General features: G+C 61.1%; 17 protein-coding genes and 1 tRNA gene. 10 read left to right on the top strand and 8 right to left on the bottom strand.

The features are described 5' to 3' along the window. Positions 1-42 precede the first annotated feature (42 nt). From WD767_17865 to WD767_17855, 3 genes are read left to right on the top strand one after another with little or no spacing between them, the layout of a single operon-like run. Positions 43-1575: an acyl-CoA carboxylase subunit beta gene (locus WD767_17865; protein ID MEX2617958.1), complete on the top strand. Its 1533-nt coding sequence runs from the start codon at positions 43-45 to the stop codon at positions 1573-1575. Next, positions 1545-1772 (top strand): 2TM domain-containing protein, encoded by a 228-nt coding sequence (locus tag WD767_17860; protein MEX2617957.1) that lies wholly within the window; start codon positions 1545-1547, stop codon positions 1770-1772. The genes WD767_17865 and WD767_17860 overlap by 31 nt, the downstream gene beginning before the upstream one ends. A 28-nt stretch (positions 1773-1800) precedes the next feature. Then, positions 1801-2856, top strand: coding sequence for a threonine aldolase family protein (locus WD767_17855; GenBank protein ID MEX2617956.1), 1056 nt, complete (start codon positions 1801-1803; stop codon positions 2854-2856). A 7-nt stretch (positions 2857-2863) separates the two neighbouring features. Here WD767_17855 and WD767_17850 read toward each other — a convergent pair whose 3' ends face one another. Then, on the bottom strand, positions 2864-3169 hold the full coding sequence (locus WD767_17850; GenBank protein MEX2617955.1) for a DUF4389 domain-containing protein: 306 nt from the start codon (positions 3167-3169) through the stop codon (positions 2864-2866). Positions 3170-3431: 262 nt separating this feature from the next. On the opposite strand from WD767_17850, the gene WD767_17845 reads away from it, so the two are divergent. Beyond that, complete coding sequence (locus tag WD767_17845; protein MEX2617954.1) at positions 3432-4556, top strand: DUF2336 domain-containing protein; 1125 nt, start codon at positions 3432-3434, stop codon at positions 4554-4556. 48 nt (positions 4557-4604) lie between these two features. On the opposite strand, the gene WD767_17840 is transcribed toward WD767_17845, so the two are convergent. After that, positions 4605-5039: a hypothetical protein gene (locus tag WD767_17840; protein MEX2617953.1), complete on the bottom strand. Its 435-nt coding sequence runs from the start codon at positions 5037-5039 to the stop codon at positions 4605-4607. A 189-nt stretch (positions 5040-5228) separates the two neighbouring features. Between WD767_17840 and WD767_17835 the strand changes: the two genes are divergently transcribed. After that, complete coding sequence (locus WD767_17835) at positions 5229-6254, top strand: CBS domain-containing protein (GenBank protein MEX2617952.1); 1026 nt, start codon at positions 5229-5231, stop codon at positions 6252-6254. A 21-nt stretch (positions 6255-6275) separates the two neighbouring features. Here WD767_17835 and WD767_17830 read toward each other — a convergent pair whose 3' ends face one another. The 4 genes from WD767_17830 to WD767_17815 form a co-directional block, all read right to left on the bottom strand. After that, a complete protein-coding gene (locus tag WD767_17830) occupies positions 6276-6791 on the bottom strand; it encodes a hypothetical protein (protein ID MEX2617951.1) in 516 nt (171 codons plus the stop codon). Between the two features lie 37 nt (positions 6792-6828). Then, on the bottom strand, positions 6829-7737 hold the full coding sequence (locus WD767_17825) for a TRAP transporter small permease subunit (protein ID MEX2617950.1): 909 nt from the start codon (positions 7735-7737) through the stop codon (positions 6829-6831). 13 nt (positions 7738-7750) lie between these two features. Further along, a complete protein-coding gene (locus tag WD767_17820; GenBank protein ID MEX2617949.1) occupies positions 7751-9127 on the bottom strand; it encodes a TRAP transporter large permease subunit in 1377 nt (458 codons plus the stop codon). A gap of 250 nt (positions 9128-9377) precedes the next feature. Next, positions 9378-10448: a TRAP transporter substrate-binding protein gene (locus WD767_17815; protein MEX2617948.1), complete on the bottom strand. Its 1071-nt coding sequence runs from the start codon at positions 10446-10448 to the stop codon at positions 9378-9380. A 388-nt stretch (positions 10449-10836) separates the two neighbouring features. On the opposite strand from WD767_17815, the gene WD767_17810 reads away from it, so the two are divergent. The 5 genes from WD767_17810 to WD767_17790 all read left to right on the top strand — a co-directional run bounded on the left by WD767_17810 (position 10837) and on the right by WD767_17790 (position 14085). Continuing rightward, positions 10837-10913 (top strand) — tRNA-Pro (locus WD767_17810). Positions 10914-10975: 62 nt separating this feature from the next. Continuing rightward, positions 10976-11308 carry a cupin domain-containing protein gene (locus WD767_17805; protein ID MEX2617947.1) on the top strand — a complete coding sequence of 111 codons (333 nt, stop codon included), beginning with the start codon at positions 10976-10978 and terminating at the stop codon, positions 11306-11308. A gap of 93 nt (positions 11309-11401) precedes the next feature. Further along, the gene (ispG, locus tag WD767_17800) at positions 11402-12628 is read left to right on the top strand and encodes a flavodoxin-dependent (E)-4-hydroxy-3-methylbut-2-enyl-diphosphate synthase (protein ID MEX2617946.1); all 1227 of its coding nucleotides are present in this window, start codon (positions 11402-11404) and stop codon (positions 12626-12628) included. A gap of 90 nt (positions 12629-12718) precedes the next feature. Next, positions 12719-13417 carry a 3-oxoacid CoA-transferase subunit A gene (locus WD767_17795; protein MEX2617945.1) on the top strand — a complete coding sequence of 233 codons (699 nt, stop codon included), beginning with the start codon at positions 12719-12721 and terminating at the stop codon, positions 13415-13417. Beyond that, positions 13414-14085 (top strand): 3-oxoacid CoA-transferase subunit B, encoded by a 672-nt coding sequence (locus WD767_17790; protein MEX2617944.1) that lies wholly within the window; start codon positions 13414-13416, stop codon positions 14083-14085. Before WD767_17795 ends, WD767_17790 begins: the two co-directional genes overlap by 4 nt. Positions 14086-14105: 20 nt before the next feature. On the opposite strand, the gene WD767_17785 is transcribed toward WD767_17790, so the two are convergent. Then, positions 14106-14933, bottom strand: coding sequence for a TauD/TfdA family dioxygenase (locus tag WD767_17785; protein MEX2617943.1), 828 nt, complete (start codon positions 14931-14933; stop codon positions 14106-14108). Between the two features lie 48 nt (positions 14934-14981). Further along, complete coding sequence (locus tag WD767_17780; protein MEX2617942.1) at positions 14982-16004, bottom strand: polyprenyl synthetase family protein; 1023 nt, start codon at positions 16002-16004, stop codon at positions 14982-14984. Between the last annotated feature and the right edge of the window lie 59 nt (positions 16005-16063).

Genomic DNA, 16063 nt, shown 5'->3' with positions numbered 1-16063 from the left:
CGGCGGCGAATGCGATTTTTCGGCAAAACATCGGGGGAATGCATGTCCGATATCATCCGCCAGCTGGAAGTAAAGCGCGATGCGGCGCGGCAGGGCGGCGGCCAGCGCCGCATCGACAGCCAGCACGCCAAGGGCAAGCTGACGGCCCGGGAACGGATCGACGTCTTTCTGGACGAAGGGACGTTCGAGGAATGGGGCATGTTCGTCGAGCATACCATCACCGATTTCGGCATGGCTGACCAGAAAGTCCCCGGCGACGGCGTCGTCACCGGGCATGGCCGGGTTAACGGGCGTCCGGTCTTCGTCTTCAGCCAGGATTTCACGGTTTTCGGCGGTTCGCTGTCCACCGCGCATGCGGGCAAGATCTGCCGGATCATGGACCAGGCGATGAAGGTCGGCGCGCCGGTGATCGGGCTGAACGATTCCGGCGGCGCGCGCATTCAGGAAGGCGTCGCCTCGCTGGCGGGTTATGCCGATGTGTTTCAGCGCAATGTCATGGCGTCGGGCGTGATTCCGCAGATTTCCGTGATCATGGGCCCCTGCGCCGGCGGGGCGGTGTATTCCCCGGCGATGACCGACTTCATCTTCATGGTGAAGGACAGTTCCTACATGTTCGTTACCGGCCCGGACGTGGTGAAGACGGTGACGCATGAGGAAGTGACCCATGAGGATCTTGGCGGCGCCGTGACCCATACGACCAAGTCCAGCGTCGCCGACCTGGCCTTCGACAATGACGTCGAAACCCTGCTGCAATTGCGGCGCTTCATGAGTTTCCTGCCGTCCTCGAACCGGGAAAAGCCGCCGGTGCTGCCGACCGACGATCCGCATGACCGGGCCGAGATATCGCTGGATACGCTGGCGCCGGTGAACCCGAACCTGCCCTATGACATCAAGGAACTGATCGTAAAGATCGTCGACGAAGGCGATTTTTTCGAATTGCAGCCGGATTATGCGGGCAATATCGTGATCGGCCTGGCGCGGATGGAAGGATCGACCATCGGCATCGTCGCCAATCAGCCGATGGTGCTGGCCGGCTGCCTGGATATCGCCTCGTCGCGCAAGGCGGCGCGCTTTGTCCGGTTTTGCGACTGCTTCAACATTCCCATCGTCACCCTGGTCGATGTTCCCGGCTTCCTGCCCGGGACGGCGCAGGAATATGGCGGCATCATCAAGCACGGCGCCAAGTTGCTGTTCGCCTTCGCGGAAGCGACGGTGCCCAAGGTGACGCTGATTACCCGCAAGGCCTATGGCGGCGCCTATGACGTGATGAGCTCCAAACACCTGCGCGGCGACGTGAACTACGCCTGGCCGAATGCGGAAATCGCCGTGATGGGGCCGAAGGGCGCGGTGGAGATCATCTTCCGCGAGGATATCGGCAATGCGGGGGCGATTGAAAAGCGCACCGAGGAATACCGGACGAAATTCGCCAATCCCTTCGTCGCCGGGTCGCTGGGCTATATCGACGACGTCATCATGCCGCACAATACCCGTCGCCGCATTGCCGGGGCGCTGCGCATGCTGCGCGACAAGCAACTGGAAAATCCGTGGAAGAAACACGACAACATTCCGCTGTAGCGGCGCAAAGGCGCCTGCGCTGGTTTGCCCTGCACCTGATCGGATACGTTATCGTCGCGGCCGGGGCGTTCGGGCTGCACCTGATGCTCCAGCCGGCAACGCCCTGGTTCCTGCTGCCTGTGGTGGGATGGGGCGCGGTTCTGGCGCTGCATGTGGCTTACGTTATGGGTCTTTTCAGGGTATTCTCGAATAAATAACGCCACATGAAACCCAAGAGGCCGCTCCATGCCCGAAATCCGCATCGACCTGTACAGCGATACCCAGACCCGTCCCACCCCCGGCATGCGCCAGGCCATGGCCAATGCCGAAGTGGGTGATGAACAACGCGGCGAAGACCCGTCGACCAACCGGCTCTGCGAGATGACAAAGGCACTGCTGGGCAAGGAAGCAGCGGTCTTCATGCCGTCGGGCACCATGTGCAACCAGATCGCGATCCTGGTGCAGTGCAATCCGGGCGACGACATCATTGCCGACAGGACGGCGCATATCATCAATTCCGAAGGCGGCGGCCCGGCGGTGTTCGCCGGCGCGATGATCCGCCCGGTCGATGGCGTTCGCGGCGTGTTCCAGCCGGACCAGGCGGAAGCCGCGATCCGCAAGGCCCGCCGCCATGCGCCGCGCAGCCGCATGATCGCGATCGAGCAGACGGCGAATGCCGGCGGCGGCACGGTCTGGCCGCTGGATACCATTCGCGGCGTCGGCGATGTGGCGAAGAAGCACGGCCTGGTGATGCATATGGATGGCGCGCGATTGCTGAACGCCGCGGTGGCATCCGGCGTGCCGGCGCGGGAGTTTGCCGAACCGTTCGATTCGCTCTGGCTCGACCTGTCAAAGGGGCTGGGCTGCCCGGTCGGCGCCGTTCTGGCCGGCAGCGCCGATTTCGTCGAACAGGCCTGGCAGTGGAAGCAGCGCATGGGCGGTGCGATGCGCCAGTCCGGGGTGATCGCGGCGGCCGGCGTTTACGCGCTGGAACATCACGTGGAACGCCTCGCTGAAGACCATGAAAACGCCCGGTTCTTCGCCGAATCCGTCGCCAATCTGCCGGGTATCAGGGTCGAAACCGACGGGATCGATTCCAACATGGTATTCTTCGATGTCTCGGAAACCGGCATGACCGCGGCCCAGGTGCATGACCGCCTGCTGGAACATGGCGTCCGCATCGGTGAAAATGACCGCACCCGCATGCGCGTTGTGACCCATCTGGACGTTTCCAGGGATCAGGTCGCGGAAGCCGCCGATGCGCTGCGCAGCGTCGTCATGGCGGCGGCGCGGGCCGCCTGATTGCGCCTTACGGCCGGGGTGCGGGCGGCGCCGAGGGCCAGTCGGTAAAGGGGAAGGGCTTTTCTTCGGTATTAAAGGTCAGGAACCGCATGATCTGGTAAAAATACCGGCCAAGATCCTCCCCGAAGGACAGCAGGCGCGGATTGACCTCGCCGCTGATCAGTTTCCAGACAAACTGCAGCACGGCTACTGCGCCGATCACCACTGCCGCGACGTGATACAGCGCGATAAACAACAGCATGAACAGCCCGCGAACCCACGTGCTACGATCCTTGTAGTACTCCTCCTGCGCATCCGATATCCGTTCCGCCATAAGTGTCGTCTCTCCATCCGATAGCTGGGGCGCGGCAGTTTCGCGCCGCACCGGCACTATGGATGTGGCGATGCGATTACGGACGTTCAAGAGGCGGCAATTTGCCCCAACGTCGCGTGACGGGGGCGTTCGAAAATCGTTTACGGTGTTCCGCGGCGGCAATGCTCGGTCTTCCGCCGGGTTTGCCATCTTTTCATGCTTCGTTAACCCGTTTTGCGCTTCAATGTCCGGGATCGATGGGCAATTGAAGGCCGGTTAAGCCATGGCTGATAAACTGACCGCCGCAGACGTCGCGCGGACGATGCAGGACACGTCACCGGAGAGCCGCGAGCAGACGGCGGAGAAGGTCGCGACCGGTTATGCCAAAGGCGCCCTGAGCGATACAGAGCGGAAAATTGCCGAGGATATCTTTCGAGTCATGGTCAAGGACGCCGAGGAACGCGTCCGCGCGGCCCTGTCGAAACAACTGAAGTATGCGCGGGGATTGCCGTCTGATGTCGCCGTCGGCCTTGCCAGGGACGTGAGCGACGTGGTTGCCCTGCCGATGCTGGCGTTTTCCGAGGCGCTATCGGACGCGGACCTGATCGAAATCGTGCGAACCCAGGGCGCCAGCCGGCAGGTCGTCATCGCGGGGCGGGATCTCCTTTCGGAGGCCGTCGCCGAGGCGCTGGTCGAAGACGGCAGCGAAAGCGCGGTCGCTATCCTGGTCGGCAACGAAGGGGCCGAACTGGGCGAGGTGGTCATGCATAAGGTCATTGATCGCTTTGGCGACAGTGAATTCGTGCACGAGCCGCTGGTCCGGCGCAGCATATTGCCGATCGTCGTATCGGAACGGCTGGTCGCGATGGTTTCAGAAAAGCTGCGGGACTATATCGTCACGCATCACGATCTTTCGGAGGACGTGGCAAGTGACATGGTCATTCAAAGCCGCGAGCGTGCGACCCTGGGGCTGATCGGCCGCGATGCCGATACCCAGGATATCGAGGCCCTTGTCGGACAGCTTTACCGCAACGGGCGGCTGACGCCGTCGATCATCCTGCGATCGATCTGCGCCGGCGACATCCATTTCTTCGAGGCGGCGCTGGCCCGCCTGTCGGAACTGCCGCTGGTCAATGCCCGGACCCTGATTCATGACGAGGGGGCGCTGGGCCTGAAATCGATTTACAGACGCGCGGGATTGTCCCGGAAGATGTTTCCGGCGTATCGCGTTGCCTTCGACATGGCGCGGGAGAATGAGCACGAGCGGTCGGATATCGACCCGGACGCCGTCATGCGGCGCACCCTGGAACGGGTCCTCACGCATTTCGAGGATATGTTCGACGACAGCAATCACGAAGACATGAATTTCCTGCTGAACAAGCTTGGGAATCTTGCCAACGCGGCCTGAGGGCATGCGGTAAGCCTGCCGGGTGCACTACGTTGAGCACGATCTGATCTATTTCGCGTCCGGCAGTTCCGTCAGAAAAAAGTCCAGCTTCTGCTGGCTGTCATACACATACCACTGCATTCGCTCGAACATTGCGTCGCCGCAATGCCCGTACTGCGCGCCGTACTGGCGGATGAATTCCGGATCCCGTGCGGCTGAATCCCGTTCCGTGGCGTAGAATTCGAACACGTCATTGTCGAATTTCCGCGCGATTTTCCGGACCAGAACGTCGATGTCGTTCTGCAGGCGGTGGAGCAGCTTTTTTCTGTTGTCCGGCAGGGCGGACCAGGAGTCGCTTTCCGCGCAGATCTGCAGGATTGAGGACGCCTGCGTCAGGGCGTATAGATTGCTGAACATCTGGTCCGGCAATACCTGCGGCGGTTTCGCCACGGCGGACGCTGCGGCCAGGCTTCCGGCCAGAACGAATGTCGCTGCAATGCGCATGTGCCCTCGGGGGTTCAGATTCACCACTCACGAACCATATTGTAACATGACCACAGGCTGACAAGCCACGCCGCCGGAGGGGCGAGCCAGGCCGCGCGATGTCTCGTTAGCCGCCGGCCCGATATTTGAAAGGTATGGGTTATGGCCGATCAGGACAACAAATACGCGCAGCGACGAAGGATGCGGATCATGCATCTCCACCTTGTCGCCTATGTGACTGGCGTTCTCGGCTTCATGATCTCCGACTACCTGACGCCGGGGCCGTTGTGGTTCCATTGGCCCGCGATGGCATGGGGGGTCGTGATGGGCGTGCATTTCCTGTACTGCAAGACCCTGCAACTGGGCGGAAACGAAGCCTGGGCGGACGAGCGGGCCGCCGATATCCGCGGGAAAAGTTATGATGTGGGTCATATACGGTCGATCCACGCCGCGCCTAAACTCTGGCAGAAGGCGGAAAAAAGGACGAATAGGCCCGTGCCAGGGGGCCCGGCTGACCGCTGTATAGGAGGATTGGGGAAAATGCATGCTAAAGATATCATGACCGCAAACGTGGTAACCGTGACCCGGGACATGAGCGTTCCCGATATTGCCAGCCTGTTGCTGACCCGCAATATCAGCGGCGTGCCCGTCGTGGATGACAACGGCGCCGTTGTCGGGATTGTCACCGAGGGAGATCTGATCCAGCACGAGGATACGGGCGAAGCCGGTGAGCGGCACACCTCATGGTGGCTGCGCCTGTTCGGCGAGCCGTCCGATTCGGCCGGGCATTATATCAAGACCCATGGCAAGCGGGCGGAGGACGTCATGACGCGCGATGTCGTTTCGGTGGATGCCGAAACGCCTGTCGGCGATATCGCCCGCATCATGGCGGAGCGCCATATCAAGCGCGTTCCGGTCATGTCCGATGGCGCACTGGTCGGCATCGTCAGCCGCTCCAACCTGCTCCGTGGCGTGGTGACGCGCGACACGGTCGAGTCGCCGACCGCCGATGACCGCTCGATCAAGGAGGCGATCCTGAAAGAGGTCAACGACCAGCACTGGGTATCGCACGGCACGCTGAATGTTATCGTTTCCGGCGGCGTCGTGGAGTTATGGGGCTGGGTTGAATCCGCGGAGGAACGGCATGCACTGGTCGTGCTGGCCGAAGGCATGGACGGGGTAAGGCGCGTCGAGGACCACCTCGGATCGATCCCGCGTTACCTGGAAGCCACCTGACCGGGCATATGCTGACCCTGCTTACTTGGGCGGCGGCTTCATGCCCGGGGGCACCTTGTTCCACGGGTTCATGTCCCGTGTCGCCAGGCCCGGATACGCCCTGGCGATCGCCAGCAGGCGCCGCGAATAATACAGCCAGGCGAGGATGAGGACGATGGCGATGGCCACCATAACGGCGAAATCGACGTCGTGTTGGCGTTCGGGAAAGCCCTCGATCAGGAAATAGAGCGACAGGACAATCGGGGCCGTCAGTGAATACAGGGCGGCGCCGGGGCTTTTCCAGACATTGACAACGATGGCGCAGACGACAAGCGAGCTTGCATACATCGCGACGGCAAGGCCCGCTAACTGTCCGTTGCGGAACAGGTTGACCACGAAGGACGTCAGATAAAGGGTCGCCGGCGCCGCCAGGATGAAGCCGTAAAGGAAGAGTTCCTTGTCAGCCTGGTCGCGCATCAATTTCGAGACCGGGATGAAATAGGGCGTCTTGTCCGCATCCCAGCAGTATTTCCTGACGTATTTGTGCCATTCTACCATTGCTTGTCCCCGAACCGTTGCGCCGCGGGTCGTATTGTCAGAGCAGCCACGCCCAGAAATTGAAGGTGTGGAAGATGATGACCAGGACGGCGACCATGATGACGACGGCAATGCTGGTAAAGACGACCTGCCCCTTTGCATCTTCTTCATGCTTCAGGGCCGTATCGTCCATTTGCCGGTTCATCAGTTGCGTACTGTTGCCGCGTTTGGCCTCGTTTGAACCGTCGCCGAATGAGGCATCGATGTTTTCCATGATTTCGCGGCGGGCGATTTTTTCCGCCTCGCTTTCAATCACGTAACACGGGAAGTCGTTCCCGCGCGGCCCGAAGACTTTGTAAAACACCTGCAGCCAGACGGAGAAACCGGATACGGCGGCAAGAAGCAGGCCGAAGACCAGGATGGACTTGATCGCCCAGCGATGGCTCAGCCCGACCAGCGACGACGACTGTTCGTTGGTTTCATAGGCATTGGCTGCGTATTCGATCGAGAAATAGGCGACGATCAGGCAGAACGGGATCATGAAGACCGAAACGCCGATCAGTTCGATCCAGGCCTGTTTGTAATTGCTCAGCTTTTCTCGGACGAGATCGACCCGGACCTGGCGGTTGTAGACGTAGCCGTAACCCAGGACGAGCGCGAATGTCGCCACATGGAAATGCCACTCGAGTTCCTGCAGCAGGGTCGACCGGAATGGCAGCCATTCCAGCAGGTTGCCGTACATCCAGTCCCTGGCCGCAAGCATGTCGTTGTTCAGCAGGAAATCGCCGACGAACTTCAGGACCTTCCGCTGGAAAACATCCCAGACCGTAATCAGGACCATCGGGATCAGGAAAAGCGACGCCCATTGGCCGATGGTTGACGACAGGCGCCCCAGCTTTTCGCTCAGCACCAGAATATTGGGGATGTCGCGGGATGCGGATGCCTGGATCGATTCTTGACTGGACATAAGTTCGATCTCCTCAGTTCAATCCGGGAAGCCAAAGCGCCATGGTCGGAATCATGATAACGAACAACAGGGCGATCAGCTGAAGAATGACGAAGGGAATGATGCCACGGTAAATGCTCATCAGGTCGACCTCTCGAGGGGCGATGCCCTTGAGGTAGAACAGCGCATAGCCGAAGGGCGGCGTCAGGAAGGATGTCTGAAGGTTGATTGCGATCAGGACCGTGAACCAGTAGATCGTCGCCCGGTTTTCCAGCGGCACGTGGTCGCCAAAATCCAGCGTTGCGACCATCGGCGCGAAGACCGGCAGGATGATGAGGGTGATTTCGACCCAGTCCAGGAAGAAACCAAGGATGAACACGATCCCCATGATCAGGAACAGCAGTCCCCAGGACGTGAGATTGGCGTGCCGGATCAGATCTTCGATGACGTCATCGCCGCCCAGCGACCGGAAGACATAGGCAAAGCAGGTCGCGCAGATGATGATGAAAAATATGAACGAGATGGTCAGGCCGGACGACTGGCAGACCGAATTGATCATGCCCCTGTTCAGGCGACGGTTGTAGAGGGCGATGAGCGTTGCGCCGAAGGCGCCTACCGCTCCCGCCTCGCTGGGGGTTGCCCAGCCGAGCAGGATGGATCCCTTGATCAGCGCGATCAGGAACACCGGCGGAAAGAAACTGCGCACCAGCAGGCCCGGCATTTCGTTGCGCGGCACATAAAGTTCATTCTCGGAAAGAGGTGGCGCGACGCTCCTGTCGATGCCCGCGTATACGGCAATGTAAATGACATAGCTGGCGGCCAGGAACAGGCCCGGCATGAGCGCGGCGAGGAAAAGGTCGCCCACCGAAATGGAGAGCAGGTCGGCCATGATGATCAGCATGATGCTGGGCGGGATCAGGATGCCCAGCGTTCCGGATGCGCAGATAACGCCGGTCGCCAGTTCATGCTTGTAGCCCTGTTTCAGCATGCTGGGCAGCGCCAGCGCCGTCATCATCGTGACCGACGCGCCGATGATGCCGGTCATCGCTGCGAGGACCGTGCCCATCACGGCCACGGCGACCGCCAGACCCCCGGGAACCTTTTTCAGCAGGACCTGACAGACATACAGCATGTCGTTGGCGACGCCGCTGCGCTCCATCATCACGCCCATGAAGACGAATGTGGGCACCGCGACAAGCACCAGATTCTCTGCCGCCTGGCCCCATATTCGGGGGAGGAAATTGAAAAATTCGACAATGGAGAAAATGTCGAAAGCGTAACCGATAAAACCGTAAATCAACGATAGGCCGCCAAGAATAAAGGCGACGGGATAGCCCGAAAATAATAGTATCGCGAGACTCGCGAACATGAACAAGGGTAGGAAATCGATAATAATATCGATGAGTTCCATGACTTTTGCCTCTCCTGATCCGCCTGAAGCCTGTTCCTTTGGCCTATTTTATTATTTCCCGGCATTTTTTGCCGGTGATTATTTGTACAGTATTGGCGGGTCGTTTCTTATTTTACGTAACCGGCCCCGACGGGAGCTGTGTATCGAAATCCTTTTCCATGGCCGTTGAAAAATGCTGGAGCCCTTTGGACCAAGGACTCCAGCAATATTCAAGCTAGCGCATGTTCAGGAAATTCTACGTAGTACGACCTTACTGGTAGGTGCCTTTCAGGTACTGGGCATCGCCCCAGACCTTGTACTTGGCGCGGAAGTCATAGAAGTGGTCCGCAACCTTCTTGAAGATCGGATCGCTTGCGGAATCTTCCTTCACGACTTCGAGCCAGGCGGTTTCGAACGCCTTCAGGGTTTCATCCGGCCAGCGACGAATCTCGACCCCATGCTTTTCCTGCATTTCCTGCATGGCGCCGAAATTCTTTGCCTCTGTTTCGGCATAGGTATGCATGACCGATTCACCCAGGGCGACCTCAATGATGCGCTTCTGCTGGTCGCTGAGCTTGTTCCAGGCCGTCTTGTTCACCAGAAACTCGTTTACAGAAACCTGCTGATGCCAGCCCGGGAAGTAGTTGTACTTCGCGGCCTGGTAGAAACCGAGCTGGATGTCCATGGCGGGCATCGAAAATTCGGTGGCGTCGATAACGCCGCGTTCCAGTGCCGGATAAATATCCGCGGCGGCAAGCAGCTGCGTCTGCACGCCCAACTTGGCCATGACCTTGGCGCCGAGACCGAAGAAGCGCATCTTCAGGCCCTTGACCTGCTCCAGCGAGGTGATTTCATTCTTGAACCAGCCGGAGGTTTCCGGGCCGATTGACGCGCCGTCGAATCCAATCAGATCGTGCTTGTCGTAAATTTCATTGCGCAGTTCCTGGCCGCCGCCGAACCACTTCCAGGCCAACATTTCGCCGATCTGCGGGCCGAACGGAACGGTTGTGAAGAACGCCAGCGCCGGATATTTCGCGGTGTGATAGCCTGGCGTGGTCCAGCATGATTCGACCGAACCCTTGGACGCCGCGTCGAAACATTCCAGTGCCGGCACAAGCGCACCCGGCTCGAAGAACTTGATGTTGATATCGCCGCCGGACATGACGTCGACGTTATCCACGAAGCGGACGCCCGATGTGCCGAGATGCGCCAGGCTGCTGCCGAAGGTGCTCTGCATTTTCCAGCGGACCTTCGCGGCATCCGCCGGGCCCGTGGCGGCGAGACCGATCCCGCCTACCAGACCGAACGCGATGCCGGCCTTCATAAGTTTCTTGAAATCCATACCTGTTACCTCCCTGGGTAATCTATTGCTGCGTCAATATTCAGCGCCGCGCTATTTCCTGAACATTATTATTATTGTATTTTTTGTTCGAACACGCGCCACAGGATAAAAAGGCTACCCCAGCAGAAGCAAGTGCTCAAGCGAATACAGCCATATGGAAAGGCGGTATTTCCGTTTTGTTACCGGCATGCAGCGGAAAACTGAGTCGGGTTGCGTCTATTGGATGTATTCGTGGCGTGGTAGAAATTATTGTCCCGCTGGCGGTATGCGTCGCCCCCGTATTTCCGCTCCTTTTCGGCGAATGCCGCCGCGTGTCACGATTTTGACCAATTTCGGCCTGACGGGCGATTGCCATGTATCGGGTCTGGGTATATAAGGCACGCCGCGGCGGGGAGTAGCTCAGCCTGGTAGAGCACTACGTTCGGGACGTAGGGGCCGGAGGTTCGAATCCTCTCTCCCCGACCATTTCACTGGTCGCCATAAGCCGCGGTTGAATGTCGGCCTCATTTATTCCGGGCAGGTGGACGATGACGCAGGACAGCCCCTATGTGTTTCGCGCCAGCGCCGCGCCGCTGGTCGCCGCAAGCCCCACGCTGAAGGTGAAGGAAGCGCAAATGCCGGACGGCATGATCGTGCGGTACCAGGAACGCAGCCCGGGCGGCGCGCAGCGCGACACATGGTGCGAAACCGGGCACAGCGCCTATGTCATTTCCGGTCGGCTGCGCTACGAGTTTCCCGACCATGCGGTCGAGGTGGGGCCGGGCGATATCGTCCACATCCCGGCGGGATACGATCACCGCCACCGGCCGCAGGCCGTCGGAGACGAACCGGCGCGGTATTTCATCACTGAATTTTCATAATCGGCGCCTATCGCTTTTCCGCCGTTCGGGGGTATATCCATAGTTCGGATAGGTGATGTTGCGGGGCTGCCGCCCGGGGAAAGCAGAGGGTCCATGTCAAATATGATACAGCGGCGGAAAACGGTTTCCGTGATGGTCGGAGACGTCGCTATTGGCGGCGGCGCGCCGATCGTCGTGCAGTCCATGACCAATACCGACACGGCCGATGTCGACGCGACGGTGGCGCAGACCGCGGCGCTGGCGCGGGCGGGTTCCGAACTGGTGCGCGTGACGGTGGACCGGCCGGAAGCGGCCCGGGCCATCCCGCATATCCGCGACGGGCTGGACAGGCTTGGTGTCAATGTGCCGCTGGTCGGCGATTTCCATTATATCGGCCACAAGCTGCTGGAGGATAACCCGGCCTGCGCCGAAGCCCTGGCGAAGTACCGGATCAATCCGGGCAATGTGGGTTTCCGCGAAAAGCGCGACACGCAGTTCTCGTCCATGATCGAGACGGCGCTGAAATACGGCAAGCCGGTGCGGATCGGCGTGAACTGGGGCAGTCTGGACCAGGACCTTGCGACCCGCATGATGGACGAGAATGCGAAACGGGCCAATCCGAAGCCCGCCGCCGAAATCACCCATGAAGCGCTGGTCGTGTCCGCCATCGAAAGCGCGAAACGGGCCGAGTCGCTCGGCATGGGACGCGACAGGATCATCCTGTCCTGCAAGGTGAGCGAGGTGCAGAGCCTCATCGCGGTCTACCGGATGCTGGCCGATCGCGGCGACTACGCCCTGCATCTGGGCCTGACCGAGGCCGGCATGGGGTCGAAGGGCATCGTTGCCTCGACCGCCGCGCTCGCCGTGCTGCTGCAGGAAGGCATCGGCGACACGATCCGGATATCGCTGACCCCGGAACCCGGCGGCGACCGCACGCGCGAAGTTGTCGTCGGCCAGGAAATCCTGCAGACGATGGGGTTCCGCTCCTTCGTGCCGCAGGTGACGGCCTGTCCCGGTTGCGGCCGCACGACCAGCACGGTGTTCCAGCACCTCGCGGAACGGATCCAGGGCTATGTCCGCGACCGGATGCCGGAATGGCGCAAGCAGTATACCGGCGTGGAAGAACTGAACCTCGCCGTGATGGGCTGTATCGTGAACGGCCCCGGCGAAAGCAAGCATGCGGATATCGGCATCAGCCTGCCCGGCACCGGCGAGGAACCGGCGGCGCCGGTCTTCATCGACGGCAGGAAGGCGGTCACCCTGCGCGGCGCGGATATCGCCGACCAGTTCAAGGTGCTGGTCGACGAGTATATCGAAAGCCACTACGAAAAGCGGGTCTGAAAGGTCTGATTTGCTCCGTTCGGAAGGCTGCGCTAACGTCGCGGTAGCCGTCGATTGGGCGCGGCGCGATGCATGGCGAATTCAAACAAGATGAAAAACAAGAAAGCTGACACGCTGGACGCGGCGCTGGACCGGGTGACCGACGGCTCGACCGTACTGGTCGCCGGATTTGGTTTCGGCGGCGTCCCCGAAGTGCTGATCGAAGGGTTATGCGGCCGCGGGCTGCGCGGGCTGACGCTGGTCAACAACAACGCCGGCAACGGGCGGATCGGCGTCGCGCGGCTGATCGAGGAAGGCTGCGTCGCCAAGGTGATCTGCACCTTCTCCACCTCGAAGGATTCTTTCGTGTTCACGGACCTGCACGACAAGGGTCTGATCGACCTGGAAATCGTGCCGCAGGGCACGCTGGCCGAACGATTGCGGGCGGCGGGGGCCGGGCTCGGCGGATTCCTGACGCCGACCGCCCTCGGCACCGACCTGGCGGCGGGCAAGCCCGTGATGGAAATCGACGGGCGGGACTATGTCGTCGAGCGGCCGCTGCGGGCCGATTTCGCCCTGATCAAGGCGAAACAGGTCGATCCGCGCGGCAACCTGACCTACCGGATGGCGGCGCGGAACTTCAACCCGGTGATGGCGATGGCGGCGGACTGCACCATCGTGGAAGCGACGGAGGAAGTGCCCCTCGGGTCGATGGACCCCGACACCATCGTGACGCCCGGCGTCTTCGTCGATTGCTATTATATAGCCGGTCCCTACACGCCCGGCACGATTGGGAAACCCGCATCATGACAAACCCGCATCTCCTGACCCGCGAGCAGATGGCCTGCCGCGTCGCGGCCGAACTCCAGGACGGCTGGCTCGTCAACCTCGGCATCGGCATACCGACGCTGGTGGTCAATTACATCCCGGAAGGCCGCGACGTCATTTTCCACAGCGAGAACGGCATTATCGGCATGGGGCCGCGCCCGGAACGCGAGGAGGATATCGACCCCGACCTGATGAGCGCCGGCAAGGGGCCGGTGTCGCTGATCCCCGGCGGCGCCTTCGTCCATCACGCCGATTCCTTTGCGGTGGCGCGCGGCGGGCGGCTGGATGCGGCGGTGCTCGGCGCATTTCAGGTGGCGGTCAATGGCGATCTTGCGAACTGGCGCCTGCCGAATGCGACGCGCGGCAATGTCGGCGGCGCGATGGATATCGCGGTGGGCGCGAAACAGGTCTTTGCGACCATGACCCATACGGACAAGGGCGGCGAACCGAAAATCGTCGAGTCGCTGACCTATCCGCTGACGACGCAGCGCTGCGTCACCAAGATATTCACCGACATGGCGGTGGTCGCCGTGACGCCGGAAGGGTTCGTGCTGGAGGAAGTGGCCCCCGGCTTCACGGTTGACGAAATCGTCGCGGCAACCGGCGCACGGCTGATCCTGCCGGATACGATCGGCACGATCGCCGCCTGACCGGTTCCGGCGAAGCCCCGTCAGTGCGAGGCTTCGGGCCCCGCCGTGATCCGGTGCATGACCCGGCGATAACCATGATAGTCGTTGATCGCCATGTGCTGAACGCTGCGGTTGTCCCATAACCCCAGCGTTCCTTTCCGCCAGCGGAATCGGCAGGTGTGCTCCGGACGCGCGACATGGCTGCGCAGATAGTCCAGCAGGGGCCGGCTTTCCTCCTCGGTCATGCCGACGATGTTCCGCGTGATGCCGTCATAGCTGATATAGATCACGTTGCGTCCGGTTTCCCGGTGTACGCGGACCAGCGGGTGGATCGCCTGGGGCGCTTCCTCCTCCACGGCCTCCACCTTCATCGCGGCGGCGCGGGGCTTTTTCTTGTTGTACTGGTTACGCGTCTGGAGCCCGTTCAGCATCGCCTTCATGCCGTCGGAAAGATTGTCATAGGCCAGCGCGGCATTGGCGAACAGCGTATCGCCGCCGAAGGGGGGCACTTCCTTGGCGTACAGCATGGTGACCCGGACCGGCGTGTCGGTAAACATCTGGTCCGTATGCCAGCTGTCGCCCAGATTCGACACGTCGTCCACATCCTTGATGATGGGGAAGACTTCCGGCTGGTCCGGCAGGCCCCGGATATGGGGGTGCAGGTGGATGTCGCCGAATCGCCGCGCGAAGGCGACCTGTTGCGCCGGGGTGACGTCCTGGTCATGAAAGAAGATTGCGCAGTGATCGAGCAGCGCCTGGTATATTTCGCCGAATGTCTGATCGTCGAGCGGCTGCGCCAGATCGACGCCGGAAACCTCCGCGCCCATGGCGCCCGAGATCGGTTGAATGTCCAGATGGTTGCTTGCCATGTTGACTGCCTCCCAGCATGTCGTCCGTGACGGGCCGCGAATCCCGGGTCAATACGCGCGGTCGATGCAGAAATCGATCAGATTGACGAGCGCCCGCTTGGTTTCCGTCTCCGGAAATATTCCCAGCGCATCCCGTGCGATAGCGCCGTAGTGGCGCGAGCGTTCGATGGTGTCGGACAATGTATTGTACTTGTTCATCAATTCAATGGCGCGGTCCAGGTCGCCATCCTGCTGTTCCATGGATTCCAGGGCCCTGCGCCAGAATTCCCGCTCCGCTTCCGTACCGCGCCGCCAGGCGAGCACGACGGGCAGGGTGATCTTGCCTTCCCGGAAATCGTCGCCGATGGTCTTGCCCAGTTGCGCCTGCTCCGCGGAATAATCGAGCACGTCATCGACGAGCTGAAAGGCGATGCCGAAATTCATCCCGTAGCTTTCCAGCGCCTCGCTCTCCGATGACGGACGTTCGGCCACGACGGCGCCGATCTCCGCGGCGGCTGCGAACAGTTTCGCGGTCTTGGCGCGGATGACGTCCATATAGGCCGCTTCGCTGGTTTCCGTATCGTTGGTGGTCATCAGCTGCATGACCTCGCCCTCGGCGATGGTCGCCGAGGCGTCGGAGAGGATTTTCAGCACGCGGAGCGACCCGTCCTGCACCATGAGCTGGAAGGCCCGCGAAAACAGGAAATCGCCCACCAGGACCGATGCCTGGTTGCCCCAGACCGCCCTGGCGCTGTCCTGGCCGCGCCGCAGGTCGGAATCGTCAACCACGTCGTCATGCAGAAGCGTCGCGGTATGAATGAATTCGACACAGGCGGCGAGGCTGATATGCCGGTCGCCCTGATAGCCGCACAGGTCCGCCGCCGCGAGCGTGATCAGCGGCCGCAGCCGTTTCCCGCCGGCCGCGATGATATGTCCCGCCAGTTGCGGGATCAGCGCCACGGGACTGTCCATCCTGTCCACGATGACCTGGTTGACGCGCTTCAGGTCGTCCGCGACCAGCGTCGTCAACTGGTCAAGTGCCCGCTTGATGCTGTCCCGGCGTGATTGTCCGATGTCTACGACGACCGCCAATGTCCGTTCCCTCTACGCCGCCTCAATGCCGCCTTAATATTGACAGATGCCTCCTGAGC

This window comes from Alphaproteobacteria bacterium (assembly GCA_040905865.1).
GTDB lineage: Bacteria > Pseudomonadota > Alphaproteobacteria > UBA8366.
Note: the sequence above shows the minus strand (reverse complement) of the source record. Positions and strands in the feature narration are given on the sequence as shown.